At 72.5% G+C, this 24,237-nt stretch carries 27 protein-coding genes and 2 pseudogenes; 16 read left to right on the top strand and 13 right to left on the bottom strand.

Going from position 1 to position 24,237, the window contains the following annotated elements; translation table 11 throughout:
* Positions 1 to 66: 66 nt before the first annotated feature.
* A complete protein-coding gene (locus DRB89_RS11510; protein ID WP_112446721.1) occupies positions 67 to 672 on the bottom strand; it encodes an HhH-GPD-type base excision DNA repair protein in 606 nt (201 codons plus the stop codon).
* Between the two features lie 98 nt (positions 673 to 770).
* On the opposite strand from DRB89_RS11510, the gene DRB89_RS11515 reads away from it, so the two are divergent.
* Complete coding sequence (locus DRB89_RS11515; protein WP_112446720.1) at positions 771 to 1,583, top strand: VOC family protein; 813 nt, start codon at positions 771 to 773, stop codon at positions 1,581 to 1,583.
* 95 nt (positions 1,584 to 1,678) lie between these two features.
* Here the strand turns inward: DRB89_RS11515 and DRB89_RS11520 are convergent, their stop codons facing one another.
* A complete protein-coding gene (locus DRB89_RS11520; protein WP_112446719.1) occupies positions 1,679 to 2,026 on the bottom strand; it encodes a DoxX family protein in 348 nt (115 codons plus the stop codon).
* Between the two features lie 254 nt (positions 2,027 to 2,280).
* On the opposite strand from DRB89_RS11520, the pseudogene DRB89_RS11525 reads away from it, so the two are divergent.
* Positions 2,281 to 2,481, top strand: a pseudogene (locus DRB89_RS11525) (TOBE domain-containing protein); the annotation flags it as partial.
* Between the two features lie 7 nt (positions 2,482 to 2,488).
* Here the strand turns inward: DRB89_RS11525 and DRB89_RS11530 are convergent.
* The 6 genes and pseudogenes from DRB89_RS11530 to DRB89_RS11555 all read right to left on the bottom strand — a co-directional run.
* Positions 2,489 to 2,755: pseudogene (locus DRB89_RS11530) on the bottom strand (molybdopterin-dependent oxidoreductase); the annotation flags it as partial.
* A gap of 62 nt (positions 2,756 to 2,817) precedes the next feature.
* Positions 2,818 to 3,045 (bottom strand): hypothetical protein, encoded by a 228-nt coding sequence (locus tag DRB89_RS11535; protein WP_112446718.1) that lies wholly within the window; start codon positions 3,043 to 3,045, stop codon positions 2,818 to 2,820.
* A 429-nt stretch (positions 3,046 to 3,474) separates the two neighbouring features.
* Positions 3,475 to 4,149, bottom strand: coding sequence for an urease accessory UreF family protein (locus DRB89_RS11540; RefSeq protein WP_112450854.1), 675 nt, complete (start codon positions 4,147 to 4,149; stop codon positions 3,475 to 3,477).
* 107 nt (positions 4,150 to 4,256) lie between these two features.
* Positions 4,257 to 5,978: an urease subunit alpha gene (locus tag DRB89_RS11545; protein ID WP_112450855.1), complete on the bottom strand. Its 1,722-nt coding sequence runs from the start codon at positions 5,976 to 5,978 to the stop codon at positions 4,257 to 4,259.
* Positions 5,971 to 6,282 carry an urease subunit beta gene (locus DRB89_RS11550; protein WP_030711524.1) on the bottom strand — a complete coding sequence of 104 codons (312 nt, stop codon included), beginning with the start codon at positions 6,280 to 6,282 and terminating at the stop codon, positions 5,971 to 5,973. Before DRB89_RS11550 ends, DRB89_RS11545 begins: the two co-directional genes overlap by 8 nt.
* Positions 6,283 to 6,296: 14 nt before the next feature.
* Positions 6,297 to 6,599 carry an urease subunit gamma gene (locus DRB89_RS11555; RefSeq protein ID WP_204357830.1) on the bottom strand — a complete coding sequence of 101 codons (303 nt, stop codon included), beginning with the start codon at positions 6,597 to 6,599 and terminating at the stop codon, positions 6,297 to 6,299.
* 303 nt (positions 6,600 to 6,902) lie between these two features.
* Between DRB89_RS11555 and DRB89_RS11560 the strand changes: the two genes are divergently transcribed.
* Positions 6,903 to 7,292, top strand: a complete 390-nt coding sequence (locus tag DRB89_RS11560; RefSeq protein WP_112450857.1) for a VOC family protein — start codon at positions 6,903 to 6,905, stop codon at positions 7,290 to 7,292.
* Positions 7,293 to 7,369: 77 nt separating this feature from the next.
* Here DRB89_RS11560 and DRB89_RS11565 read toward each other — a convergent pair whose 3' ends face one another.
* A complete protein-coding gene (locus tag DRB89_RS11565) occupies positions 7,370 to 7,819 on the bottom strand; it encodes an ATP-binding protein (RefSeq protein WP_112450858.1) in 450 nt (149 codons plus the stop codon).
* Between the two features lie 198 nt (positions 7,820 to 8,017).
* On the opposite strand from DRB89_RS11565, the gene DRB89_RS11570 reads away from it, so the two are divergent.
* Both DRB89_RS11570 and DRB89_RS11575 read left to right on the top strand, forming a co-directional pair.
* The gene (locus DRB89_RS11570) at positions 8,018 to 8,902 is read left to right on the top strand and encodes a helix-turn-helix transcriptional regulator (RefSeq protein WP_112450859.1); all 885 of its coding nucleotides are present in this window, start codon (positions 8,018 to 8,020) and stop codon (positions 8,900 to 8,902) included.
* A gap of 13 nt (positions 8,903 to 8,915) precedes the next feature.
* On the top strand, positions 8,916 to 9,146 hold the full coding sequence (locus DRB89_RS11575) for a DUF397 domain-containing protein (protein WP_112450860.1): 231 nt from the start codon (positions 8,916 to 8,918) through the stop codon (positions 9,144 to 9,146).
* A gap of 43 nt (positions 9,147 to 9,189) precedes the next feature.
* On the opposite strand, the gene DRB89_RS11580 is transcribed toward DRB89_RS11575, so the two are convergent.
* The gene (locus tag DRB89_RS11580; RefSeq protein WP_112450861.1) at positions 9,190 to 10,362 is read right to left on the bottom strand and encodes an 8-amino-7-oxononanoate synthase; all 1,173 of its coding nucleotides are present in this window, start codon (positions 10,360 to 10,362) and stop codon (positions 9,190 to 9,192) included.
* 154 nt (positions 10,363 to 10,516) lie between these two features.
* On the opposite strand from DRB89_RS11580, the gene bioB reads away from it, so the two are divergent.
* Genes bioB through bioD form a run of 3 tightly spaced genes read left to right on the top strand, consistent with a single transcriptional unit; the run spans position 10,517 to position 13,806 of the window.
* On the top strand, positions 10,517 to 11,752 hold the full coding sequence (bioB, locus tag DRB89_RS11585) for a biotin synthase BioB (protein WP_112450862.1): 1,236 nt from the start codon (positions 10,517 to 10,519) through the stop codon (positions 11,750 to 11,752).
* Entirely contained in the window at positions 11,745 to 13,067 is a 1,323-nt protein-coding gene (locus tag DRB89_RS11590; protein WP_112450863.1) for an adenosylmethionine--8-amino-7-oxononanoate transaminase, read from the top strand. Before bioB ends, DRB89_RS11590 begins: the two co-directional genes overlap by 8 nt.
* A gap of 1 nt (position 13,068) precedes the next feature.
* The gene (bioD, locus tag DRB89_RS11595) at positions 13,069 to 13,806 is read left to right on the top strand and encodes a dethiobiotin synthase (RefSeq protein ID WP_112450864.1); all 738 of its coding nucleotides are present in this window, start codon (positions 13,069 to 13,071) and stop codon (positions 13,804 to 13,806) included.
* Positions 13,807 to 13,879: 73 nt separating this feature from the next.
* Here the strand turns inward: bioD and DRB89_RS11600 are convergent, their stop codons facing one another.
* Positions 13,880 to 14,305 (bottom strand): GNAT family N-acetyltransferase, encoded by a 426-nt coding sequence (locus DRB89_RS11600; RefSeq protein ID WP_112450865.1) that lies wholly within the window; start codon positions 14,303 to 14,305, stop codon positions 13,880 to 13,882.
* A gap of 209 nt (positions 14,306 to 14,514) precedes the next feature.
* On the opposite strand from DRB89_RS11600, the gene DRB89_RS11605 reads away from it, so the two are divergent.
* The 6 genes from DRB89_RS11605 to DRB89_RS11630 all read left to right on the top strand — a co-directional run bounded on the left by DRB89_RS11605 (position 14,515) and on the right by DRB89_RS11630 (position 20,560).
* Entirely contained in the window at positions 14,515 to 15,855 is a 1,341-nt protein-coding gene (locus tag DRB89_RS11605; RefSeq protein ID WP_112450866.1) for a hemolysin family protein, read from the top strand.
* A complete protein-coding gene (locus DRB89_RS11610) occupies positions 15,852 to 16,871 on the top strand; it encodes a hemolysin family protein (protein WP_112450867.1) in 1,020 nt (339 codons plus the stop codon). The genes DRB89_RS11605 and DRB89_RS11610 overlap by 4 nt, the downstream gene beginning before the upstream one ends.
* 74 nt (positions 16,872 to 16,945) lie before the next feature.
* A complete protein-coding gene (locus DRB89_RS11615; protein ID WP_112450868.1) occupies positions 16,946 to 17,737 on the top strand; it encodes an SGNH/GDSL hydrolase family protein in 792 nt (263 codons plus the stop codon).
* 109 nt (positions 17,738 to 17,846) lie between these two features.
* Positions 17,847 to 19,280: an adenylosuccinate lyase gene (gene purB, locus DRB89_RS11620; protein ID WP_112450869.1), complete on the top strand. Its 1,434-nt coding sequence runs from the start codon at positions 17,847 to 17,849 to the stop codon at positions 19,278 to 19,280.
* On the top strand, positions 19,277 to 19,843 hold the full coding sequence (gene mug / locus DRB89_RS11625) for a G/U mismatch-specific DNA glycosylase (protein ID WP_112463854.1): 567 nt from the start codon (positions 19,277 to 19,279) through the stop codon (positions 19,841 to 19,843). The genes purB and mug overlap by 4 nt, the downstream gene beginning before the upstream one ends.
* Before the next feature lie 66 nt (positions 19,844 to 19,909).
* The gene (locus DRB89_RS11630) at positions 19,910 to 20,560 is read left to right on the top strand and encodes an HAD family hydrolase (protein ID WP_112450270.1); all 651 of its coding nucleotides are present in this window, start codon (positions 19,910 to 19,912) and stop codon (positions 20,558 to 20,560) included.
* Positions 20,561 to 20,581: 21 nt separating this feature from the next.
* On the opposite strand, the gene DRB89_RS11635 is transcribed toward DRB89_RS11630, so the two are convergent.
* Positions 20,582 to 21,331: an ABC transporter permease subunit gene (locus tag DRB89_RS11635; protein ID WP_112450271.1), complete on the bottom strand. Its 750-nt coding sequence runs from the start codon at positions 21,329 to 21,331 to the stop codon at positions 20,582 to 20,584.
* Positions 21,332 to 21,358: 27 nt separating this feature from the next.
* Complete coding sequence (locus DRB89_RS11640; RefSeq protein ID WP_112450272.1) at positions 21,359 to 22,270, bottom strand: ATP-binding cassette domain-containing protein; 912 nt, start codon at positions 22,268 to 22,270, stop codon at positions 21,359 to 21,361.
* A 108-nt stretch (positions 22,271 to 22,378) separates the two neighbouring features.
* Here DRB89_RS11640 and DRB89_RS11645 point away from each other — a divergent pair, with 108 nt between their 5' ends.
* The gene (locus DRB89_RS11645) at positions 22,379 to 23,578 is read left to right on the top strand and encodes a histidine kinase (RefSeq protein WP_112450273.1); all 1,200 of its coding nucleotides are present in this window, start codon (positions 22,379 to 22,381) and stop codon (positions 23,576 to 23,578) included.
* A 4-nt stretch (positions 23,579 to 23,582) separates the two neighbouring features.
* Positions 23,583 to 24,233, top strand: a complete 651-nt coding sequence (locus DRB89_RS11650) for a response regulator transcription factor (protein ID WP_112450274.1) — start codon at positions 23,583 to 23,585, stop codon at positions 24,231 to 24,233.
* Positions 24,234 to 24,237: the final 4 nt, after the last annotated feature.

The raw sequence follows: 24,237 nt of genomic DNA on the forward strand, positions 1-24,237 counted from the left end.
CGTTTGGGTGGAGCCCTCTTGACCGGTTTCAGGCCCCCTTTTCAGACCCCCTTCTCAGGCCCCTTCTCAGGCCCCCTTGGCGGCCTTCGCGGCCGCCTTGGCCTCCTGCTTGTGCGCCCGCACCTTGGCCAGCGACTCCGGCCCCGTGATGTCGGCCGCCGACCGGTAGACGCCGGCCGGGCCGTAGCCGCCGGCCGCCTCCCGCCAGCCCTTGGGCCGCACCCCGAACCGCTTGCCCAGCAGCGCGAGGAAGATCTGGGCCTTCTGCTCCCCGAAGCCGGGCAGCGCCTTGAGCCGTCCGAGCAGCTCGTCGCCCGTCCCCACGCCGGCCCACACGGCCGCCGCGTCCCCGTCGTAGTGCTCCACGAGGTACGCGCACAACTGCTGGACCCGTTTCGCCATCGATCCCGGGTAGCGGTGCACGGCCGGCTTCTCGGAGAGCAGCGCCGCGAAGGCGTCCGGGTCCCGGGCGGCGATCGCGTGCGCGTCCAGATCGTCGGAGCCCAGGCGGCGGGCGATCGTGTACGGCCCCGAGAAGGCCCATTCCATCGGAACCTGCTGGTCCAGCAGCATCCCGACGAGCGCGGCGAGCGGGCTGCGGCCGAGCAGCTCGTCCGCCTCCGGCTGCTGGGCGAGTCGGATGACGACGGCCGGGTCCTTGTCCTTGTCCATGCCTCCAGGGTCCCGCGCGGTGGCGCTCCCCGCGCGGTTGTCAGACCCCGCGCCTAGCGTGAGAGCGACAGATACGGCGACACAGGAGTCGATCGATCATGGCTGAGTTCCCGGAAGGCGCACCCTGCTGGGTGGACGCGATGTTCTCCGACGTGGAGGGCGCGAAGACCTTCTACTCCGATGTGCTGGGCTGGACGTTCGGCGAGTCCAGCAGCGAGTACGGCAACTACACGCAGGCCTACTCCGACGGCAAGGCCGTCGCGGCCGTCGTCCCGCCGATGCCGGGGGCGGAGGGGGCGTCGCAGTGGTGTCTCTACTTCGCCTCGCCGGACGCGGCGGCCACCGCCGAGAAGATCAAGTCGGCGGGCGGGGAGGTGCTGATGGAGCCCATGCAGGTCGGCGCCTTCGGCACGATGGCGATCGCCAAGGAGCCGAGCGGCGCGGTCTTCGGCGTCTGGCAGCCGGGCGAGCACAAGGGCTTCGAGAAGCTCGGCGAGAACGGCGCGTACGCGTGGGCGGAGGTGTTCTCGCGCGACGTGGCGAAGCCGGACGCGTTCCTGCCGCAGGTCTTCCCCTACGGCGCGCAGCAGATGGAGGCCGGCAGCGACCCGGACATGGCCGGGATGGACTACAAGGTCTTCAGCCTGGGCGGCGCCGAGAACCCGGTGCTCGGCCGGATGAGCATGGGTGACGAGTTCCCGCCGGAGATCCCGTCCTACGTCCAGGTCTACTTCGGAGTCCCGAACTGCGACGAGGCGGTCGCGAAGGCCCAGGCCGGCGGCGGCGCGCTCCACTTCGGCCCGATGGACAGCCCGTTCGGCCGCTTCGCGGCGCTGACGGACCCCCAGGGCGCGGCGTTCGCGGTGATCGACATGGCGACGACGGTCGGTGAGATGCCGAAGTTCGCGTAGCGGGCCCGCCAGGAGACCGGGCGGGGCGCGGGCCGTGCCCCGGCCGGTCTTCAGGCGGCTCAAGCGGCTGAGGGGGCTGAGGGGGCTGAGGCCGCTCAGGCGGCGAAGCCCAGGGCGAAGGCCGCGATGACCGGAGCCATGTAGAGCACCGGGAAGGGGATGTGCTTGTACGAGCGGGCACGGATCACGGTGACCACGGCTCCGGTGTAGTAGAGGACCAGACCGATGCCGGCCGCGACGGCGATGAACGGGACGAAGAGGCCGATCAGCAGGCCCGCGGCTCCGGCGGCCTTCGCCGCGCCGAGGGGGGTCCACCAGGCCGCGGGGACCCCGTACTCCTCCATTGCCTCCACGACCCACGGGGCGCGGCGCAGCAGCGAGTAGCCCGAGAAGCCCGACATGGCGGCGGCGAGGACGGCGACGACGGTGGCGGCGGTGTTCATGAGAGGTGCTCCTCGGAAGGCGGGGCGGGGGCGCTGTGTTCGCCCCTCACCGCATTGACCCGCGCCGCCCGGCAGGTGTGACAGGAACCCGGGAATTTCTTTTTCCGGGCGCATCGGCGAGCCGCCCGAGTGGTTGCGGCTCGCGGCTGCGAGGTCTTGAACGCACGTCGGCCGGGCGGCACATGGCGTCGATCTCGTGCGGTTCCACCCGGGCCGTACGAGCGTCCACGTAAGAGGTCGAACCCGTCATGACCCTGAGCATCCGCAACCAGATCGCCGGCACCGTCGTCGACGTGGCCGCCGGCGGCGCCATGGCGTCCGTCAAGGTGGACGTGAACGGCGGCGGCCTGACCGCCGCCATCACCAAGGACGCCGTCGAGGCGCTCGGCCTGGCGGCCGGCTCCCCCGTCGTCGCGCTGATCAAGTCCACCGAGATCAGCCTCGCGACCGTCTGATCCGCCGCTACACACCCGGTTCCGGCGGGGACAGCGCGCCGAACCACACGTGCGTGACCGCGCTGACGTAGCGCGCCCCGCACCGGTCCGAGGGGACCACCAGCTGCGCGCCCGCCTCGTCGAGGTCCTCACCGTCGAGGCGGGTCGCCAGCAGCATCGGGCTGCCGCCGAAGTCGGCGTCCAACTCGGCCCAGGAGAGCACCGAGTGGTGCCCGTCCCCGCCGCTCACCGCGATCAGGTAGCGCGAACGGTCCTTGCGGCGGCGGGCGTCGAAGGCCAGCTTGATATGAGCCGCAACTGTGTGGAATGCCGTCGTTTCCGCCTGGCAGATTCCGATCAGGCCGCGGCTCTCGCGACGCACCAGGGGCAGTCGTCGTCCGGTCTGGGGGCGCGGAAGGTCTTGTCGCAGGTATCGCAGGTCTGGATCGGGTGCGGCCGCGCGTGAGTGAACTCGCGCGGGATCGGCTCGGCGACCGGCGGCAGTTGGTGGGTGAGCCGGTAGGCGACCAGCCCGGCCGGATTGCGGGGCCGCTCGGGCAGGCCGGCGGTGAGCGCCACGGTCACGGCCTCCAGGCTGGCTCCCCGCTCCAGCCAGGCCTCGACGGCCCCGGCGAGCCGGTCGATGTCCCGGGCGCCGAGCAGGAGCCGCTGGTCGATGCGGCGCAGCCGCCCGAGCAGGGCCTTGGCGGCCGCGCGTCGGGAGGGGATGACCTCCTCCGGGGCGGGCAGCGGAGACAGCTCGGCCGGCGCGGGGGTCTCCCGTACGGGCGGGGGCCCGTCCGCGGGCTCGGGCTCGGGCTCGGAGGGCGGCTCCTGTGCGGGTGCGGGTGCGGCCGGCGGCTCGGGGACTGGCCTGTTCCCTTGGGGGGTGGCTCGGGGCCGGATCAGGGGCGGATCAGGGGCGGATCAGGGGCGGCGGCTCGGGCCGCGGGTGCGGGAGGCGGTTCAGGAAGCGGTTCAGGAGGCGGTTCGGACGGCGGTTCAGGAGGCGGTTCAGGAGGCGAAGAGGCGTACCGGCCAGTCGGCATGGGCCTGCGCCGCGATGTCCAGCAGGGGCGAGGAGGCGGCGGGCAGGACCCCAGTCCCCTCCAGTCGGGCCCGCTGGGCGCACCGCCGGGCGTGCGCCGCGACGGAGTCGAGCTCGGGGGCGAGCCGCGCCAGGACCCCGCTCGCCTCGAAGGGGTCCAGCCCGAGCAGCCGTACGGTGGCGGTGGCCGGCCCGCTCACGCTCTCGTACGCGGCCACCTGCGCGGCCTCGAGCGCCCCGAGCCCCGCCGCCCGGGCCGTGACCCCGAGCACGACGGGCTGGTGCACCCCGCGCGGGAACGCCCTGGCCAGCGAGTCGAGTTCGGCGGCGGGCCAGGTGGCCCGGGCCGCGCGCATCAGCTGCCGGCCGAGCCTGCGCGCGGTGGCGCGCAGCGCCGGCACCGGGGTCCGGGCGTCGGCGGCCTCGTCGAGGGCCGCCGGGTCGAGCCCGAGGGCGGCCGCTCCGGCGAGGGCGGCCGCGACGAGGCCGGCGGTGTGCAGTCGGCCGCGGCAGAAGTCCTCGAGGGTGGCGGCGTCGTGGATGCGGCCCGCCCGGCAGGCGGCTTCGGCCCCGCCGGAGTGCGCGTGGCCTCCGGCGGGGAAGCGTCCGTCGGCGAGGACGAGGAGGGCGGCGAGACTCACCGGGCCGCGCCCGCCGCAACCCTGCCCGTCAGAACCCTGGCCGTCAGAACCCTGGCCGTCAGAACCCTGGCCGTCGGAACCCTGCCCATCAGAAGAGACCCCTGTCATCAGAAGAGGAAGTAGCGCTGGGCCATGGGAAGTTCCGTGGCCGGCGCCGGCTCGACCACTTCTCCGTCGATGGTGACGGTGAAGGTGTCGGCGTCGACCTCGACCCTCGGCATGGCGTCGTTGTTGCGCATGTCCGCCTTGGTCACCTTGCGGGTGCTCTCGATGGCGACGAACTCCTTGCCCAGTTCGAGCCGTTCGGGCAGTCCGTCGTCGAGGGCCGCCTGGGCGGTGAAGTTGACCGAGTTCAGGCCGGGGGCGCGCCCGTACGCCCCGAACATCGGGCGGGGCAGCACCGGCTGCGGGGTGGGGATCGAGGCGTTGGCATCGCCCATCTGCGCGTAGGCGATCTGGCCGCCCTTGATGACGAGTTCGGGCTTCACGCCGAAGAAGGCGGGGTTCCACAGCACCAGGTCGGCGAGTTTGCCGGTCTCCACCGAGCCGATCTCGCGGGCCAGGCCCTGGGCCACGGCGGGGTTGATCGTGTACTTGGCGACGTAGCGGCGGACCCGGTGGTTGTCGGCGGGGCCGTCCCCGGGCAGGAACCCGCGCCGCTTCTTCATCACGTGGGCGGTCTGCCAGGTGCGCAGGACCACCTCGCCGACGCGGCCCATGGCCTGGGCGTCGGAAGAGATGATCGAGATGGCCCCGAGGTCGTGCAGGACGTCCTCGGCGGCGATGGTGGAGGGCCGGATCCGGGACTCGGCGAAGGCCAGGTCCTCGGGCACGGAGGGGTTGAGGTGGTGGCAGACCATCAGCATGTCGAGGTGCTCCTCGACGGTGTTGACGGTGTGCGGCCGGGTCGGGTTGGTGGAGCTGGGCAGGACGTTCGGCTCGGAGACCACGGTGATGATGTCGGGGGCGTGCCCGCCGCCCGCGCCCTCGGTGTGGTACGAGTGGATGGTCCGCCCGCCGATGGCGGCGAGGGTGTCCGCGACGAAACCGGCCTCGTTGAGGGTGTCGGTGTGGATGGCGGCCTGGGCCCCGGTCTCCTCGCAGACGGTGAGGCAGGCGTCGATGACGGCGGGGGTGGACCCCCAGTCCTCGTGCAGCTTGAAGCCGAGTGCTCCGCCGCGCAGTTGGGAGTACATGCCCTCGCGGGACATGGTGTTGCCCTTGCCCAGCAGGCCGATGTTGACGGGGTGGGCCTCCAGCGCGGCGAACATCCGGGCCAGGTGCCAGGGTCCGGGGGTGACGGTGGTGGCCTTGGTGCCCTCGGCGGGTCCGGTCCCGCCGCCGACGAGGGTGGTGACGCCGGAGGCGAGGGCCTCGTCGATCACCGTCGGGGAGATGAAGTGGACGTGCGCGTCGACGGCGCCGGCCGTGACGATCTTCCCATTGCCCGCGATGATCTCGGTCTCGGGGCCGATGACGAGCGCAGGATCCACCCCGTCCATGGTGTCGGGGTTGCCGGCCTTGCCGATGCCGCAGATCCGGCCGTCGCGGATGCCGAGGTCGGCCTTGACGATGCCCCAGTGGTCGAGGACGACCACGCCGGTGATGACGGTGTCGGCGGCGCCCTCGGCGCGCGTGGTGCGGGCCTGGCCCATGGACTCGCGGATGACCTTGCCGCCGCCGAAGACCGCCTCGTCCCCGGCGCGGCCGGGGCCGCCGGCGAGGTCCCGCTCGATCTCCACGAAGAGGTCGGTGTCGGCGAGCCGGATCCGGTCACCGGCGGTCGGCCCGAAGAGGTCGGCGTAGACCTGGCGCGATATCTCAGCCATCGAGCGGCCCTCCGGTCTCCCCGCGCAGTCCGGGTACGGTGCGGAGCCCGCCGAGCGGTACGAGTTCCACCGCGACCGGGATGCCCGGCTCGAAGCGGACCGCGGTGCCGGCGGCGATGTCGAGCCGCAGTCCGCGGGCGGCGGCCCGGTCGAAGTCGAGGCCGGGGTTGGCCTCGGCGAAGTGGTAGTGCGAGCCGACCTGGACGGGCCGGTCGGCGGCGTTGAGCACGGTGAGACGGGTGACGGGCCGGCCCTCGTTGAGGCGCACCGGGCCGTCCCCGTAGGCGATTTCGCCGGGGATCATGGGGGTACCCGCTCTCAGACGATCGGATCGTGGACGGTGACGAGCTTGGTGCCGTCCGGGAAGGTCGCCTCGACCTGGACGTCGTGGATCATCTCGGGTATCCCCTCCATGACCTCCTCGCGGGAGAGCACGGTGCGTCCGGAGGCCATGAGCTGGGCCACGGTCCGGCCGTCGCGGGCGCCTTCGAGGATGTGGCAGGTGATCAGGGCGATCGCCTCGGGGTGGTTGAGCAGGACGCCGCGCGCCCTGCGTCTCCCGGCCACGTCGGCGGCCACGTGGATGAGCAGTCGTTCCTGCTCGTGGGGTGTCAACTGCACAGCAATCACCAAGCTTCCGGGACATGGCCAACATCGCGCGGGCCGACCCTACGGTCCGTCAACACTTTGTTGACCTGCACGTATCCGAGCCAAGCGAGTCTTGCCCTACGCAGAGAAAGGCTTGCCGTCCCCACCACCACCGCTTTACCGGCTCATGGGTGATCATTGGCGGAAGGAACGTGGCCGCCACGCTAGGGGCCGCGCTTTTCCGCTGAGTTAACCCACGTTTCGGGGAGGTACCCGGTTCAACTCCGGGCGCGCCCCGGCCCGGTTCCGTATACGGAGCCGCCGATGAGGAGCCGCATGTTCCTGAACCCCGTCCACCACATCACCTTCGACGCGCGGGAGCCCTACGCGCTGGCGCAGTTCTGGTCCGCCGTCACCGGCTTCCCGATCCACCCGGACGACCTCGCGGACGACCCCGAGATCTTGCTCGTGCCGGGGCAGCCGGGGGTCCCGGGGCTGCTCTTCATCAAGGTCCCGGAGGGCAAGTCCGTCAAGAACCGGGTCCACTTGGACATCCAGCCGACGACCGGCACCCGGGACGAGAACGTGGAGCGGCTCATCGGGCTCGGCGCGAAGGTGGAGGGCGACCACCGCCGCGAGGACGGCACCGGCTGGGTCACGCTGACCGACCCCGAGGGCAACGAACTGTGCATCGAGCGCAGTGTGTCGGAGCGCGCCGGAGCCTGACGGGCCGACCGGCTGAGGGACTGACCGGCTGAGGGACTGACCGGCTGAGGTACTGACGGGCTACGGGCTGACCGGCCTCAAAGGGCCGTGGTCGTCCTCGCCGGAGTCCCGGCCGCCCAGGGCAGGGCGATCCACACGGTCTTGCCGCCGTCCTCGGTCGGGCTGACCGAGAGCCGGCCGCCCGCCTCGGCCGTGAGCCAGCGGATGATGACCATGCCCCGGCCGTTGTCCTGCTGGACGGCCGCCGGCAGGCGTTTGGGCCAGCGCGGGTGGCTGTCGGTGACTCCGATGCGGAGCCATTCCTCGCGCTCCAGGCGGATGTCCACGGTGAAGGTGGGCGACTGGCCGAACGTGTGCTGTACGGCGTTGGTGGCGAGTTCCGAGACGATCAGCCGGACGCTGTCGGCCGCGTCGGTGCCCTCGGTCAGCCCCCACCCGTCCAGCACCTCCGCGACGTATCGCCGGGCGGCCGCGACCGAGGCGGGATCGCTCGGCAGAGTGACGGATGCTTCCTGGTGATCTGCCATGGCGACGGTCCCTTTCCCACCGGGGCGAATCGCCCCGGATCTGTGCTGGACGCCAGAGTGCCACCCATCGTCCCGTCGTTTCTGCCGATCCCCCAAGATATGCATATATCTGTCGCTCAATGCGGTGAACTCTGCTACGGAAGAGCGTATTCGGACGGCAGACTGGTGCGACCTGTGCCGGGGTGAAAGGAGGCGGATGTGCAGCACGGTCCCGCGGTGCGCCGACGCAAGCTCGGCGAGGAACTGCGTTCCCTACGCGACCGGTCCGGACTCACCAGCGGTGAGGCGGCCCGGCTCGTCGGCTGGCACCAGTCGAAGATCAGCCGCATCGAGACGGGGCGCAGCGGCGTCAAGGTCGAGGACATCCGGCTGCTGCTCGACGCCTACGGGGACGTCGTGCGCCCGCAGCAGCGGGCGCTGCTGGAAGCGCTCTCGGCCTCCGCGGCGGGTCCCGCCCCGGGGGACGACACCGGGCGGGGGCGCGAGTGGTGGCACGACTACCGGGGGCTGCTGCCGCAGGAGTACCGGGACTTCATCAGCCTGGAGGCGGGTGCCCGGTCCGCCCGGACGGTGGAACTCTCGGTGGTGCCGGGGCTGTTGCAGACCCCGGAGTACGCGCGGGCGGTGACCCGGGCCGCGCTGGGCGGGCTGCCGGAGCCCAAGGTCGACGCGCTGGTCGACGTACGGCTGGCGCGCCAGTGCGTGCTGCGGACGGATCCGCCGCTGGAGCTGAGCGCCGTGCTGGACGAGGCGGTGCTGCGGCGGAAGATCGGCGGTCCGGGGGTGATGGCGGAGCAGCTGCGGCACCTCGTGGAGGTGTCCGCGCTGCCCCAAGTGCGGTTGCAGGTATTGCCGTTCAGCGTGGGGGGACATCTCGGCCTGACCGGACCGTTCGTAATTTTCTCATTTCCGAACATCGCCGATCTGGATGTGGTGGTACTCGACCATTTGACGAGTAGCCTCTATCTGGAGCGGAAGGAAGACCTTGAGGCGTACAGCGCCGCGTTCCGCACCATCCAGGCGCACGCCCTCCCGCCCCGCGACTCGTCGGATCTGATCAGCGCCCTCGCTGACGACGCGTAAGGAGGCACCCCCCGTGTCCGCAACCCCCTTATCCACCGGCGGACTTCTGAACAGCGCGCGGTGGCTGCGGAGCAGCCGCAGTACCGGAATGAACAACTGTGTGGAAACGGCCGTCCTCGGGGGCGGCCTGCTGGCCGTCCGCGATTCCAAACGGTCGGACGGCCCGGCCGTGCTCTTCACCGGGCCGGCCTGGGAAGGCTTCCTCGTCTCCGTGCGAGCCGACGTGGGGAGCCAGGCACCTTGAACCCCGGGCGGACGTACGGGCGCACCCGCTCCCGCGGCTCCGCCTAGAGCTCCGTGGCTCCGGCCGGAGCGGTCCCCAGGATCGTCTCCACGGCACGGCTGATCTCGTCCCCCGTGAGATCAGCCCGCGCGGTCAGCCGCAGCCGGGAAATGCCGTCCGGTACCGACGGCGGCCGGAAGCACCCCACGGACAGACCCGCCTCGCGGCAGTCGGCGGCCCAGCGCAGTGCCGCCGAAGCCGACGGGGCCCGCACCGACACCACGGCCGCGTCCGGCCGGGCCGCGGTCAGGCCGGACGCGGTGAGCCGCCCGTACAGGTCGGCGGCCACCCGGCGGGCGCGGTCCGCGCGCTCCGGCTCCCGCCCGAGCAGGCGCAGGGCGGCCAGCGCGGCGCCCGTCGAGGCCGGGGCGAGCCCCGTGTCGAAGATGAAGGTCCGGGCCGTGTTGACGAGGTGCCGGATCACCTTGGCCGGGCCGAGCACGGCCCCGCCCTGGCTGCCCAGGGACTTCGAGAGGGTCATGGTCGCGACCACCCCGGGCGCGCCCGCGAGCCCGGCCGCGTGCAGCGCCCCGCGGCCGCCCTCGCCGAGGACGCCGAGCCCGTGCGCGTCGTCCACGAGCAGGGCCGCGCCCGCGGCCCGGCAGGCCTCCGCGTGGGCGGCGAGCGGGGCGGCGTCCCCGTCGACCGAGAACACCGAGTCGGTGACCAGCAGCGCCCGGCCCTCGTGGGCGGCGAGCGTCTTGGCCGCGGTGTCGGGGTCGGAGTGCGGCACGACCGCGGTCTCGGCGCGCGAGAGGCGGCAGCCGTCCACGATCGAGGCGTGGTTGCCCGCGTCGGAGACGACGAGGGTGCCCCGGTCGCTGAGCGCGGTGACGGCGGCGAGGTTGGCCGCGTATCCGGAGGAGAGCACCAGCGCGGCCTCGAACCCGCAGAAGGCGGCGAGCTCTCGCTCCAGCTCCGCGTGCAGCTCGGTCGTCCCGGTGACCAGCCGCGACCCGGTGGCCCCCGCGCCCCAGCGCTCGGCCGCCTCGCGGGCGCCCCCGACCACCTCGGGGTGCCGGGACAGCCCCAGGTAGTCGTTGCTCGCGAGATCCAGGAGCGGCGAGGAGGCCGGGCGGGGGCGCAGCGTCCGGACGAGTCCGGCGTGTTCCCGGGCCCGCTCGGCGTCGTCGATCCAGGAGAAGACGTCCGCGGGGGCGGGGGTGTTCTGGGGCATCGGCGGTCCTCGCGTTTGTCGGCAGTCCACAGACCTGCCCGACCCTAGCCGCCGTGACTCGAGTGCCAGGTGTGGCGATACACACACTCCGTTCCGGCCATGTTGTTCGATCCCTCCTTGGCCGGGAGTGGTCACGTGGTCCAGGATCGGCGTCATGGACCTGCTGAACACCCTCGTGGACAAGGGGCTGCGGCGCGAGCTGCCGACCCGCGAAGAGGCACTCGCCGTGCTGGCGACCTCTGACGACGAACTGCTCGACGTGGTGGCCGCCGCCGGCAAGGTGCGCCGCCAGTGGTTCGGGCGTCGGGTCAAGCTCAACTACCTGGTCAACCTGAAGTCGGGACTGTGTCCCGAGGACTGCTCGTACTGCTCCCAGCGACTGGGCTCGAAGGCCGAGATCCTCAAGTACACGTGGCTGAAGCCCGAGGAGGCCTCCCAGGCCGCGGCCGCCGGTGTGGCCGGCGGCGCCAAGCGGGTCTGCCTGGTGGCGAGCGGGCGCGGTCCGACGGACCGGGACGTGGACCGCGTCGGCAAGACCATCGAGGCCATCAAGGAGCAGAACGAGGGCATCGAGGTGTGCGCCTGCCTCGGCCTGCTGTCGGACGGCCAGGCGGAGCGCCTGAAGGACGCCGGCGCGGACGCCTACAACCACAACCTCAACACCTCCGAGGCCACGTACGGCGCGATCACCAAGACGCACACCTACGCGGACCGGGTCGACACGGTGCAGAAGGCGCACGCCGCCGGCCTGTCGGCCTGCTCGGGTCTGATCGCGGGCATGGGCGAGAGCGACGAGGACCTCGTCGACGTCGTCTACTCGCTGCGCGAGCTGGACCCCGACTCGGTGCCCGTCAACTTCCTGATCCCCTTCGAGGGCACCCCGCTGGCCAAGGAGTGGAACCTCACCCCGCAGCGCGCCCTGCGCATCCTCGCGATGGTCCGCTTCGTCTGCCCCGACGTCGAGGTCCGCCTCGCGGGCGGGCGCGAGGTGCACCTGCGCACCATGCAGCCCCTCGCCCTGCACCTGGTCAACTCCATCTTCCTGGGCGACTACCTGACCAGTGAGGGCCAGGCCGGGCAGGCCGACCTCGACATGATCGCGGACGCCGGTTTCGAGGTGGAGGGCGCCGGTACGTCGACCCTTCCCGCGCACCGCTCCGACGTCGCCGAGCCCGCCGGGGGCTGCGGCTCGCAGGGCTCCGGCGCCTCGGTCTGCGGCTCCTCCGCCCCGGCGGACGGGGCCGGCTGCGGCTCTGCCTGCGGCGGCTGCTCGGGGCACGCCGGGCACGAGGCCCCCGTACCGGCCCAGGCGGAGGCGGGCGAGGTCCGGACCGGACTGGTGGCCGTACGCCGCCGCGGCGCGGGAACGGACCTCGCTCCCAATGCCTGATCAGCACCACTCGCCCGACGCGCTGCCGGCCGCCGAACTGCTCGCGCTGGACCGGCAGCACGTCTGGCACCCCTACGGACCGATGCCCGGGCGCCAGGAGCCCCTGGTCATCGCGTCCGCGGCGGGCGTCCGGCTGCGGCTCGCCGAGCCCTCCCAGGGACAGGACGAGCTGGTCGACGGCATGTCCTCCTGGTGGTCGGCGATCCACGGGTACAACCACCCCGCCCTGAACGAGGCGGTGACCGGCCAGCTCGGCCGCATGGCGCACGTCATGTTCGGCGGGCTCACGCACGAGCCCGCCGTCCGGCTGGCCGCGAAGCTCGTCGAGATCACCCCGGCCGGCCTGGAGCACGTCTTCCTCGCCGACTCGGGCTCGGTCTCGGTCGAGGTCGCGGTGAAGATGTGCCTCCAGTACTGGCGTTCGGTGGGCCGGCCCGCCAAGACCCGCCTCCTCACCTGGCGCGGCGGCTACCACGGGGACACCTGGCAGCCGATGGCCGTCTGCGACCCCGAGGGCGGCATGCACGAGCTGTGGTCGGGCATCCTGCCGCGCCAGCTCTTCGCGGACGCCCCGCCGAGCGGGTTCGACGCACCGGTCGACCCGGCCTACGTCGCCCACCTGCGCTCCCTCGTCGAGGCGCACGCGGACGAACTGGCGGCGGTCATCGTGGAACCGGTGGTCCAGGGCGCGGGGGGCATGCGCTTCCACAACCCGGGCCACCTGCGCGTCCTGCGCGAGCTGTGCGACGAGTTCGACGTCCTGCTGATCCTGGACGAGATCGCCACGGGCTTCGGCCGCACGGGCGCGCTGTTCGCGGCGGACCACGCCGGGATCACCCCGGACGTGATGTGCCTGGGCAAATCGCTGACCGGCGGCTACCTGACCCTCGCCGCGACGCTCTGCACGCCGCGGGTGGCGGACGGCATCTCCCGGGGCGACGTCCCCGTCCTGGCCCACGGGCCGACCTTCATGGGCAACCCGCTCGCCACCTCGGTGGCCCTGGCCTCGATCGACCTGCTCCTCGGCCAGGACTGGCGGCGCGAGGTCAAGCGCATCGAGGCGGGCCTCCTCGAGGGCCTGGCCCCGGCGGCCGCCCTGCCCGGGGTCAAGGACGTACGCGTGCTCGGCGCGATCGGCGTGGTCCAGCTCGACCACGAAGTCGACATGTCGAGCGCCACCCGGGCGGCGGTGCGGGAGGGCGTCTGGCTGCGCCCGTTCCGGGACCTGATCTACACGATGCCGCCGTTCGTCACCGGCGACGCCGACGTGGCCCGCATCTGCCGCGGCGTGCTCGCGGCCGCGAAGGAGGGCTGACATGTCCGACACCTCCGACACCTCCGTGATCGTGGTCTCGGGGACGGGCACGGAGATCGGCAAGACGGTCGTCACCTCGGCGATCGCGGCGGCCGCGCTCGCCGCCGGCCGCTCGGTGGCCGTCCTCAAGCCCGCCCAGACCGGGGTCGGTCCGGACGAGGCCGGGGACGCCGCGGAGGCCGTGCGGCTGGCCGGCTCCGCCGTCACCGCGGTGGAACTGGCCCGCTACCCGGAGCCGCTGGCCCCCGACACCGCGGCCCGCCGCTCGGGCCTCCCGACGCTCTCCCCCGCCCGGATCGCGGAAGCCGCGCGCCGCCTGGCCCTCTCCCACGACCTGGTCCTGGTCGAGGGCGCGGGCGGCCTCCTGGTCCGCTTCGACGAGGAGGGCCACACCCTGGCCGACGCGGCCCGGCTGCTCGGCGCCCCGACGCTGGTCGTGGCCCAGGCGGGTCTGGGCACGCTGAACTCCACCGCGCTCACCGCGGAAGCCCTCCGGGCCCGGGACCTCGACGCCCTCGGCGTGGTGATCGGCAGCTGGCCCGCGGAGCCCGGGCTGGCGGCCCGCTGCAACCTGGCCGACCTCCCGTCGGTCTCCGGCCTGCCCCTCCTCGGCGCGATCCCCTCGGGCGCGGCCTCGTGGGATCCGGCCGCCTTCCGGGCGGCGGCCCCCTCCTGGCTGGCCCCGGTCCTGGCGGGCGGCTGGTCGGCCGACTCGTTCCTGGCCGCCTGGCCGACGTGACGGCAGGGCCGTGCGTGATGTCCGGGCCGGCGTGACGGTCGGGCCCGGCATGCGGCCTGGCCGGCGCGCCGGGTCACCCGTCCAGCGGCTTGACCCAGCGCGTCCAGTGGTCCTCGGGGTGATAGCCGGCGGCCTCCCACGCCCGCTGCCCCCGGTCGTTCCGGTTGAGCACCATCGCGTCGGCCCGCCGCCCGCCGAGCGCCCTGAACCGCTCCTCCGCGGCGGCCAGCAGAGCGGATCCGATCCCCTGGCGGCGGTGGTCCGGGTGCACCGCGAGCCGGTACAGGTGGCACCGCCAGCCGTCGAACCCTGCGATGACCGTGCCCACGAGCTCGCCCTCGCGGCGGGCTAGCAGCAGCGCCTGCGGGTCGCGGGCGTGGAGGCGCTCGACGCCGTCGAGGTCGTCGCTGATACTCGTGCCCTCGGCGGCGGACTTCCAGAAGTCGAGGACGGCGGCGAGATCGGCCGCAGCAGCGGGCTCGATGCGAAGATCATTCATACGGGGATCCCATCACGCACGGTGCGCTCCGCCAAAAGAATGATCCGATCCCTTTGCTCTTCCTTTACCCTGTAGCCAACGGTTCCTCTTTGAAACGAAAGGTGTGAGCGTCCGCCCATGGGCGAGCCTCCCAGTCCCCTTATTTCCCGTTCGCGACATCGCGCGGCACCCCTCCTCCTGGCCGATCATGGGACGGAGGTGAACGACCGATGACCGAAGTGCTCCTGCTCGTCGTGGCCCTGCTGCTCTGCCTTGCCTGCGGAGTCTTCGTCGCGGCCGAGTTCTCGCTGACCACCATCGAGCGCAGCGAGCTCGAGCGGGCCGTGGAGCGCGGTGAGCGCGGGGCCGACAGCGCCCTGGCCGCCGTCCGCAGCCTGACCTTCCAGCTCTCCGGCGCCCAGCTGGGCATCACCGTGACCGGCCTGGTCATCGGCATGATCTCCAAGCCCTCGATCGCCGCCCTGCTCAAGGGCCCCTTCGAGGCGATGGGGCTGTCCGCCGGCGCCGCGTCCTCCACCGCCCTGATCCTCGGCACCGTCCTGTCGACCGTCGTCCTGATGGTCGTGGGCGAGCTGGTGCCCAAGAACTGGGCGATCTCCTCGCCGCTGGCCGTGGCCAAGCGCGTCGCCACCACGCAGCGCGTCTTCAGCCGCGCCTTCAAGCCCCTGATCAGCCATCTGAACACCACGGCGAACCACATGGTCCGCCGGTTCGGCATGGAGCCGGCGGAGGAGCTCGCCTCGGCGCGCACCGCGCAGGAGCTGGTGGCCCTGGCCCGCCACTCCGCGCGGGCGGGCTCCCTGGAGAAGGACACCGCCGAGCTGTTCGTGCGGACCTTGAACCTCGCCGACCTGACCGCGGAGAACGTCATGACCCCGCGCGTCCAGGTCACCGCCCTCGACGTGCAGACCACCGCCGAGGACGTGGCGAACGCGACGCTCGCCACCGGCCTCTCCCGCTTCCCCGTCTACCGGGGCAGCCTCGACACCGTCGTCGGCACCGTCCACATCAAGGACGTACTGGCGCTGCCCGCCGAGGAGCGCCACCGCCACCCGGTCTCGCAGCTGCTGCGCGAACCGCTCCTCGTACCGGAGTCGCTGACCGTGGACCGGCTGCTGGACCGGCTGTCCGGCAAGCAGACGATGGCCGTCGTCATCGACGAGTACGGCGGCACGGCCGGCGTGGCCACCCTCGAGGACATCGTCGAGGAGGTCGTCGGCGAGGTCCGCGACGAGCACGACCCGCACGAGACCCCCGACCTGGCCCCCGCCGGGGAGGACGACGCCGGGCGCGCGCTCTACTCCGCGGACGGCTCGGCCCGCACCGACCAGCTCCAGCGGATCGGGCTGCGCGTGCCGGACGGCCCGTACGAAACCCTGGCCGGACTGATGGCGACCGAACTGGGGCGGATCCCGGTGGTCGGCGACAGCCTGGAGCTGGACGGCTGGCGCCTGGACGTGGTGGACGCGAGCGGGCGGCGGGCCGCGCGGGTGCTGCTGCACGTGCCCGCCGGGCCCGCCGGCGGCCCCGGTACGGAGGAGACCCGATGATCGCCGTCCAGTTGCTGATCGGCCTGGCGACCCTGGTCGTCAACGCCTTCTTCGTCGGCGCGGAGTTCGCGCTGATCTCGGTCCGGCGCAGCCAGATCGAGCCCTACGCCGAGCAGGGCGACCGCAGGGCGCGCGCCGTCCTGTGGGGTCTGGAGCACGTGTCGGCCCTGATGGCGGCGGCCCAGCTGGGCATCACCCTGTGCACCCTGGTGCTGGGCGTGGTGGCCGAGCCGGCCATCGCGCACCTGCTGACCCCCGCGTTCGACTTCTTCGGGGTGCCGGCCGGGCTGACGCACGCGATCTCCTTCGTGGTGGCGCTGGCCCTGGCCACGTACCTGCACATGCTCTTCGGCGAGATGCTGCCGAAGAACGTGGCGCTGGCCGAACCGGTGCGGACCGCCCTGCTGCTGGGCCCGCCGCTGGTGGCCCTGACCCGGGGGCTGCGGCCGGTGATCTTCGCGATCAACGCCTTCGCCAACGCCCTGCTGCGCCTGCTGCGGGTCGAGGTCAAGGACGAGGTCGCGGCGAGCTTCTCGGACGACGAGCTGGCCCGCATCGTCAAGGACTCCAGTGACGCGGGGCTCATCGACGGCCGGGCGAGGGAGCGGCTGCACGACGCCCTGGAGCTGGGGCGGCGGCCGGTGACCGATGTGGTGCTGGCGGCGGACCGGGTCGTCCCGGCCCGGGAGGGCATCACGCCGGCCGGGCTGGAGCAGCTGTCCGCGGAATCGGGGTACTCCCGTTTCCCGATGATCGACGCACAGCACCAGATCCTGGGATACCTGCACGTCAAGGACGCCCTGGGCGTAGCGGAGCGGGACGATCCCTTCCCGGTCTCCGCGCTGCGGCCGATCGCCCAGGTGCGGGCGGAGACCCCGCTGGACGACGTGCTGACCGCGATGCGGCGCAGCCGTACGCACCTGGCGGCGGTACTCGGGCCCGACGGTGCGATGACGGGCCTGGTCACGATGGAGGACGTGCTGCGGGAGCTGTTCGGCAGGCCCGCCGCCGCGTAGCGCGACTCCGGCCCCGCCGGTGCCCCGGCCCCGCCTGCGGGACCGGAGTACCGCGCGGTAGCATCGCTCCCGCCATGGAGATGAATGCGTCTTACACCAGTTTCGTCGCGGTCGGCGACTCCTTCACCGAGGGCATGTCGGACCTGCTCCCCGACGGCTCCTACCGGGGCTGGGCCGATCTGCTCGCCGACCGCCTGGCCGCGCGCGAGCCCGGCTTCCGCTACGCGAACCTCGCGGTCCGCGGCAAGCTCATCGGGCAGATCGCCGAGGAGCAGGCGCCGGTGGCCGCGGCCATGGGCGCGGACGTGGTGGCCTTGGTCGGCGGGCTGAACGACACCCTGCGGCCCAAGGTCGACATGGGCCGGGTCCGCGCGCACCTCGAGGAGGCCGTCGGTCTGCTGGCGCCCTCGTGCGGGACGCTGGTGCTGATGCGCTCCCCGGGGCGCGACGGGCCGGTGATGGAACGTTTCCGTCCGCGCATGGAGGAGCTCTTCGTCATCGTCGAGGAGCTCGCCGCGCGGCACGGAGCCGTCGTGGTCGACCTGTACGGGGCCCGCGTGCTCGGCGATCCCCGGATGTGGGACGTGGACCGGCTGCACCTGACGGCCGAGGGCCACCGCAGGGTCGCGGAGGCGGTCTGGCAGGCCCTGGGCCTGCCTCCCGAGGAGGACTGGCGCGCGGAGCTCTCCGCGGCCGTCCCGCCGGGCTGGGCCGCGCGCCGGGCACAGGACCTCAGCTTCGCGCGCCGCCACCTGCTCCCTTGGGTCGGCCGCCGCCTGACGGGCCGCTCGAGCGGGGACGGCCGCCCGGCCAAGCGCCCGGACCTGGCGCCCCACGGGGCTCCGGCCGGCGAGCGGCTGCCGTAGGCCCGCGGGGCCCGTCTTCCCCTCGCCGGTTCTCGTAGCAACCCACAATCCCGGGTGGGGCCCCTACCTGCGTAAACGCACAGCGGCGGTCCAAGTAGAATCCATCCACGTGACTGCCAAGCCCCGCATCCCCAATGTCCTGGCCGGCCGCTACGCCTCCGCGGAGCTCGCCGTCCTGTGGTCCCCCGAGTACAAGGTGACGCTGGAGCGGCGGCTGTGGCTCGCCGTGCTCCGCGCCCAGAAGGACCTCGGTATCGAGGTCCCGGACGAGGCCCTCGCCGACTACGAGCGTGTCCTGGAGACCGTCGACCTCGCCTCCATCTCGGAGCGCGAGAAGGTCACCCGGCACGACGTGAAGGCCCGTATCGAGGAGTTCAACGCCCTCGCCGGCCACGAGCACGTCCACAAGGGCATGACCTCGCGCGACCTCACCGAGAACGTCGAGCAGCTCCAGATCCGGCTCTCGCTGGAGCTGGCCCGCGACCGTACGGTCGCCGTCCTCGCCCGCCTGGGCAAGCTGGCCGGCGAGCACGCCGAGCTGGTCATGGCCGGCCGCTCCCACAACGTCGCCGCGCAGGCGACGACCCTGGGCAAGCGCTTCGCCACGGCGGCCGATGAGCTGCTGGTCGCCTACGGGCGCCTGGAGGACCTGCTGGGCCGCTACCCGCTGCGCGGCATCAAGGGCCCCGTCGGCACCGCGCAGGACATGCTCGACCTGCTGGGCGGAGACGCCTCCAAGCTGGCCGACCTCGAACAGCGGATCGCCTCCCACCTCGGCTTCGGCCAGGCCTTCACCTCCGTCGGCCAGGTCTACCCGCGCTCGCTCGACTACGACGTGGTCACCGCCCTGGTGCAGCTGGCGGCCGCCCCGTCCTCGATCGCGAAGACCATCCGCCTGATGGCCGGCCACGAACTGGTCACCGAGGGCTTCAAGCCCGGCCAGGTCGGCTCCTCCGCGATGCCGCACAAGATGAACACCCGCTCCTGCGAGCGCGTGAACGGCCTGATGGTCATCCTGCGCGGCTACGCGTCGATGACCGGCGAGCTGGCCGGCGACCAGTGGAACGAGGGCGACGTCTCCTGCTCCGTGGTCCGCCGGGTCGCGCTGCCCGACGCCTTCTTCGCGCTCGACGGCCTGATGGAGACCTTCCTGACCGTCCTCGACGAGTTCGGCGCCTTCCCGGCCGTCGTGGCCCGCGAGCTGGACCGCTACCTCCCCTTCCTCGCCACCACCAAGGTCCTCATGGGCGCGGTGCGCGCCGGGGTGGGCCGCGAGGCCGCCCACGAGGTCATCAAGGAGCACGCGGTGGCCTCCGCCCTCGCCATGCGCGAGCAGGGTGCCGAGCGCAACGAGCTGCTCGACAAGCTGGCCGCCGACGAGCGGATGCCGCTGGACCGGGCCCAGCTCGACGCCCTGATGGCCGACAAGCTGTCCTTCACCGGCGCTGCCGGCGACCAGGTCGCCGTGGTGGTCGCGCGCATCGAGCAGATCACCAAGGAGCACCCGGAGGCCGCGGCCTACACCCCCGGGTCGATCCTCTGACCCCCGAAGAGCTGAACGCCGCCCGTGACCGCGTCCTCCCGGACGTGGTCGCGGGCGGTCTGCGCGTCCTCTTCTGCGGGATCAACCCGGGCCTCCTCTCCGCCGCCACGGGCCACCACTTCGCCCGTCCCGGCAACCGCTTCTGGCCGGTCCTGCACCTGTCCGGCTTCACCCCGCGCCGCCTGGCCCCGGCGGAGCAGGAGGAGCTGCTGAGCTACCGCCTCGGCATCACCAACGTCGTGGCCCGGGCCACCGCCCGCGCCGACGAGCTGAGCGCCGAGGAGATCCGCGAGGGCGGCCGCATCTTGACCGCCAAGGTCGAACTCCTGCGCCCCCAGTGGCTGGCCGTGGTCGGAGTGACCGCCTATCGCACGGCGTTCGGAGAGCGGAAGGCCCGGATCGGCCCCCAGGACCGCACCATCGGAGCCACTCGTGTCTGGGCCCTGCCCAACCCCAGCGGCCTCAACGCCCACTGGACCGCCGAGTCCATGTCCCACGAGTACGCCCGCCTCCGAGCGGCCGCCGAGTCCCCCGATCTCCCCCAGCTCCCCCCTCCCGCCTAGGCCGTCTCCTTCGGATCTTGTCGGGCCCGCGACGCGCGTGATCACGGATCCCCCTATGCTCCCGGGATGATCAAGCCGATTGAACTCGTGATATTCGACTGCGACGGGGTCCTGGTCGACAGCGAACGGATCGCCGCCCGCGTCCAGGTCGCCCTGGGTGCGGAGCTCGGCTGGCCGCTGACCGAGGACGAGGTCGTCGACCGGTTCATCGGGCGCTCCAGTGCCTCCATCCGCGAACAGATCTCCGCACGGCTCGGCCCGCAGACGGCCGCCCTCTGGTCGGAGCGGTTCGAAGAGCTCCACCGGGAGGCGGTGGACACCGGGCTGTCCCCCGTCGACGGGCTTCCCGAGGCGCTCGACGCGATCGGCCTGCCCACCTGTGTCGCCTCCAGCGGCTCGCACGAGAAGATGCGCCACACCCTCGGCCGCACCGGACTCTACGAACGCTTCGCGGGCCGCATCCACAGCGCCACCGAGGTCTCCCGCGGAAAGCCGGCCCCGGACCTGTTCCTGCACGCCGCCCGGCGGATGGGCGTCGACCCGGCCGCCTGTGTGGTCGTCGAGGACAGCAGGCCCGGCGTCCAGGCGGCCCGCGCCGCCGGGATGAGGGCCTTCGGCTACGCCGGCGGGCTGACCCGGGCCGAGCAGCTCGAAGGTCCGGGCACCGTCGTCTTCCACGACATGCGCGCACTCCCCGCCCTCATCGCCGAGGGGTGACCGCCGCCGACCTGCGCGGCGTCAGGCGTCCCGGCGCCGGACCGCCAGCCAGCCGCCGGCCACCGCGACCAGCGCCCACAGGGCCAGGACCCCGAGGCCGGTCCACGGGCCGAGGCCGCCCTGCGACTCCATCCGCATCACCATCTGGCCCGCACGGTCCGGCAGGAACCGGGCGACGCCCTCGGAAGCCGCACCGAGCACGAAGGACACGATCAGCACGAAAGGTATGAGCAGGCTCAGGACGGCCGTCGCGCTGCGCAGCACCGCCGTCAGTCCGGCGGCCAGCAAGGTCATCAGCGTGAGGTACAGGCCACAGCCGAAGATCGCACGGTAGGTCCCCGAGCCGCCCAGATCCAGCGCGTAGGGCCCCATGAACGCCTGCCCGCCCACGAAGGTGGCCAGCCCGGCCAACTGGCCGGCCACGAGCGCGAGTCCGCCGACCACGGTCATCTTCGACAGGTAGAACCGCGCGCGGTTCGGCACCGCGGTCAACGATGTGCGGAGGGCCCCGTTGTGGAATTCGCCGGACAGGGCCGTCGCGCCGAAGGCGAAGGCGGCGATCTGGCCGAAGTTGACTCCGTAGAAGGCCGCGAGGAGCTGATCGTCCCCCAGGCTGCCGGCCTCCGTGTCGCCGATCAGCACGGCCGTCAGGGTCTGGATCCCCGCGGTGGCGAGAAATACGGCCATCAGCGCCCCGAAGGTGCCGCGCAGGGACCGTATCTTGATCCATTCCGAGTGCATGACGGGGACGGTGGGCAGAGCGGTGCTCATGGGGAAGCCTCCTTGGAGGGGTTCGTGTCAGTGGGTGGCGGCGAACTGGGCGTGTTCGGCGGTCAGATCGAGATAGGCCTGCTCCAGCGAAGCCCGCTCATCGACCAGTTCGAGCATCGGTATGCCTTCACGGGCGGCCATCGCACCGAGGTCCTCGGCCTGTATGCCCTCCACGGTCCACCGCCCGCCGTCGGCGGTGACCAGCTCGAATCCGTCCCGGGCGAGGGCCGACCGCAGCCTGATCGGATCGGCGGTGCGCAGGCGTACCCGAGGCGTGCTGCGGGCGTCGATGAAGTCCTCCATCGAGGTGTCGGCCAGCAGCCTGCCCTGCCCGAGGACGATCAAGTGGTCGGCGAGGGCGGCGGTCTCGGTCATCAGGTGGCTGGAGACGAGGACCGTGCGCCCTTCGGCGGCCAGGTCGCGCATGAGCTCGCGGATCCAGATGATGCCTTCGGGATCGAGCCCGTTGGTCGGCTCGTCCAGCAGCAGCACACCGGGGTCGCCGAGCAGCGCGGCCGCCATGCCGAGGCGCTGACGCATGCCCAGTGAGAAGGTCTTGATCCGCCGCTTGGCCGCCGAGGCCATCCCCGACTGCTCCAGGACCGCCTCCACCCGGCTCATGGGGATGCTGTTGGCCGCCGCGAGGAAGCGGAGGTGGTCCCTGGCCGTACGGCCGCCGTGCGCCGACTGCGCGTCGAGCAGGGCGCCCACCCGGTGGAGGGGGTCGGCGAGTTCGGTGAACCGGCGGCCCCCGATGGTGGCCGTCCCCGAGGTGATCCGGTCCAGCCCCAGCAGCAGTCGCATCGTGGTGGACTTCCCGGCGCCGTTGGGCCCCAGGAACCCGGTGACCCGGCCGGGCATGACATCGAAGGTGAGGTGGTCCACCGCCCGGGTGCGGCCGAACTCCTTGGTCAGTTCTCGGATCTCGATGCTGTTCATGCCTCAAGGTTCGCCGCCGGCCCCACCCCTCTTCCTCCCCCAAGCGAGGGTTCTCTCTCCCCCACGTGGGGGAGCCGCCGCACAACCGTGGACTGCCACGATGAGGGGATGCACCGACTGTTCCGCGCCGCTCTCCGCCCCGTGACCTACTCCCGCTGGGTGCACCTGTGTGTGCCCGTGCTCATGCTGGCCGTGTGGATGTTCATAGGGCCCGAGGCTCCGTGGATGCCGCTGGTCTTCGTCATACCGCTCGGGCTGCTGCCCTGGATGCGGCTGGCCGAGGGGCTCCAGGCCCAGTTCCTGCTGGCGCCGCAGGACAAGGACGGGGACAAGGACAGGGGCGAGGACGCCGAAGTCGGCAGCTTCAGCACCGTGGCGTCCCAGAGGTGGAGCGATCGCTGGCGGACGCTGGTGTGGCTGGAGATACGGCTCGTCCTCTCGGGGGTCACCCTCCTCGCCAGCGTCTGGCTGCCCGTCATCACGGTCGATCTGATCCGTGTCGCGGTCGGCGGCTCGCTCACCGAGGACAGCGTGCTGCCCTTCACCCCGCCGCCCTGGGCGGCGTGGCCGCTGGCTCCCGTGCCCCTCGTGCTGCTGATCGTCATCGTGATCCTGCTGGGTGACCTGGTCACCTCCATCGCCCGTCGGCTGCTGGGCCCTTCGTCCGCGGAGCGGCTCACCGCGCTGGAGGCCCGTACCGAGCAGCTGCTGGAGCGCACCCGCATCGCACGGGAGCTGCACGATTCGATCGGTCACGCGCTGACCGTGGCGGTGGTCCAGGCCGGGGCCGCACGGGCCGCCGGCGACCCGGAGTTCACCGACCGCGCGCTGAGCGCGATCGAGGAGACCGGGCGGGCGGCGCTGGAGGACCTGGAGCGGGTGCTGCTCGTCCTGCGGGAGTCCGGCCGGCGGCCTTCCCAGCGGCCGACGCTGGCGGAGGCCGACCGGCTGCTCGAATCCGCGCGGGCCTCCGGCGCCACCGTCGACGCGGAACTGATCGGCCCGCTCGAGCAGTTGCCGGATCCCGTCACCCAGGAGGGGTACCGGATCCTCCAGGAGGCGCTCACCAATGTGCTGCGGCACTGCGGCCCCGTGCCGGTACGCGTCCGGATCGGTGTGGTCGCCGACCGGCTGGACCTGGAGGTGACGAATCCGCTGCCCGACCGGCCCACCGTGACGGCCGGCGGCGGAAACGGGCTGCGCGGCATGCGGGAACGGGCCGCACTGCTCGGCGGGAAGGTCGAGACCGGTCTGCACAAGGGGGGTTGGAGGGTGTGCGCACGGCTCCCGCTGGAGCGAATACGCTGACCGGATGCCGGTTACCGTACTGCTCGTCGACGACGAACCCCTGGTGCGTGCGGGTCTGCGCGCCGTCCTGGACGCCCAGCCCGACATCGAGGTCGTCGGCGAGGCCGCCGACGGGGCTTCGGTGGTCCCGCTCGTGCGGCAACTGCGCCCGGATGTCGTGGCGATGGACGTCCGGATGCCGCTGCTCGACGGGATCGAGGCGACGAAGGCGGTCCTGCGGACCGTGGACTCGCCGCCGAAGATCCTCGTGGTCACCACCTTCGAGAACGACGAGTACGTCTACCAGGCGCTGCGGGCCGGCGCGGACGGGTTCCTGCTGAAGCGGGCCCGCCCGTCCGAGATCGTGCACGCGGTCCGGCTCGTGGCGGAGGGTGAGACGCTGCTGTTCCCCGCGGCGGTGCGGGCGCTGGCGGCCGAGTACGGGAACCGGCAGGCCCGCAAGGTGGTGGAGCGGGCCGCCCTGACCGAGCGCGAGGAGGCCGTCCTGCGACTGATGGCGAAGGGCCTGACCAACATCGAGATCGCCCGCGAGCTGATCGTCGGGACGGAGACGGTGAAGTCCCACGTGAGCGCGATCCTGGCGAAGCTCGGCGCGCGGGACCGGACCCAGGCCGTGATCACCGCCTACGAATCGGGATTCGTCGCTCCTGCCTGACCGC

Source organism: Streptomyces sp. ICC4, assembly GCF_003287915.1.
GTDB lineage: Bacteria > Actinomycetota > Actinomycetes > Streptomycetales > Streptomycetaceae > Streptomyces > Streptomyces tritrimontium.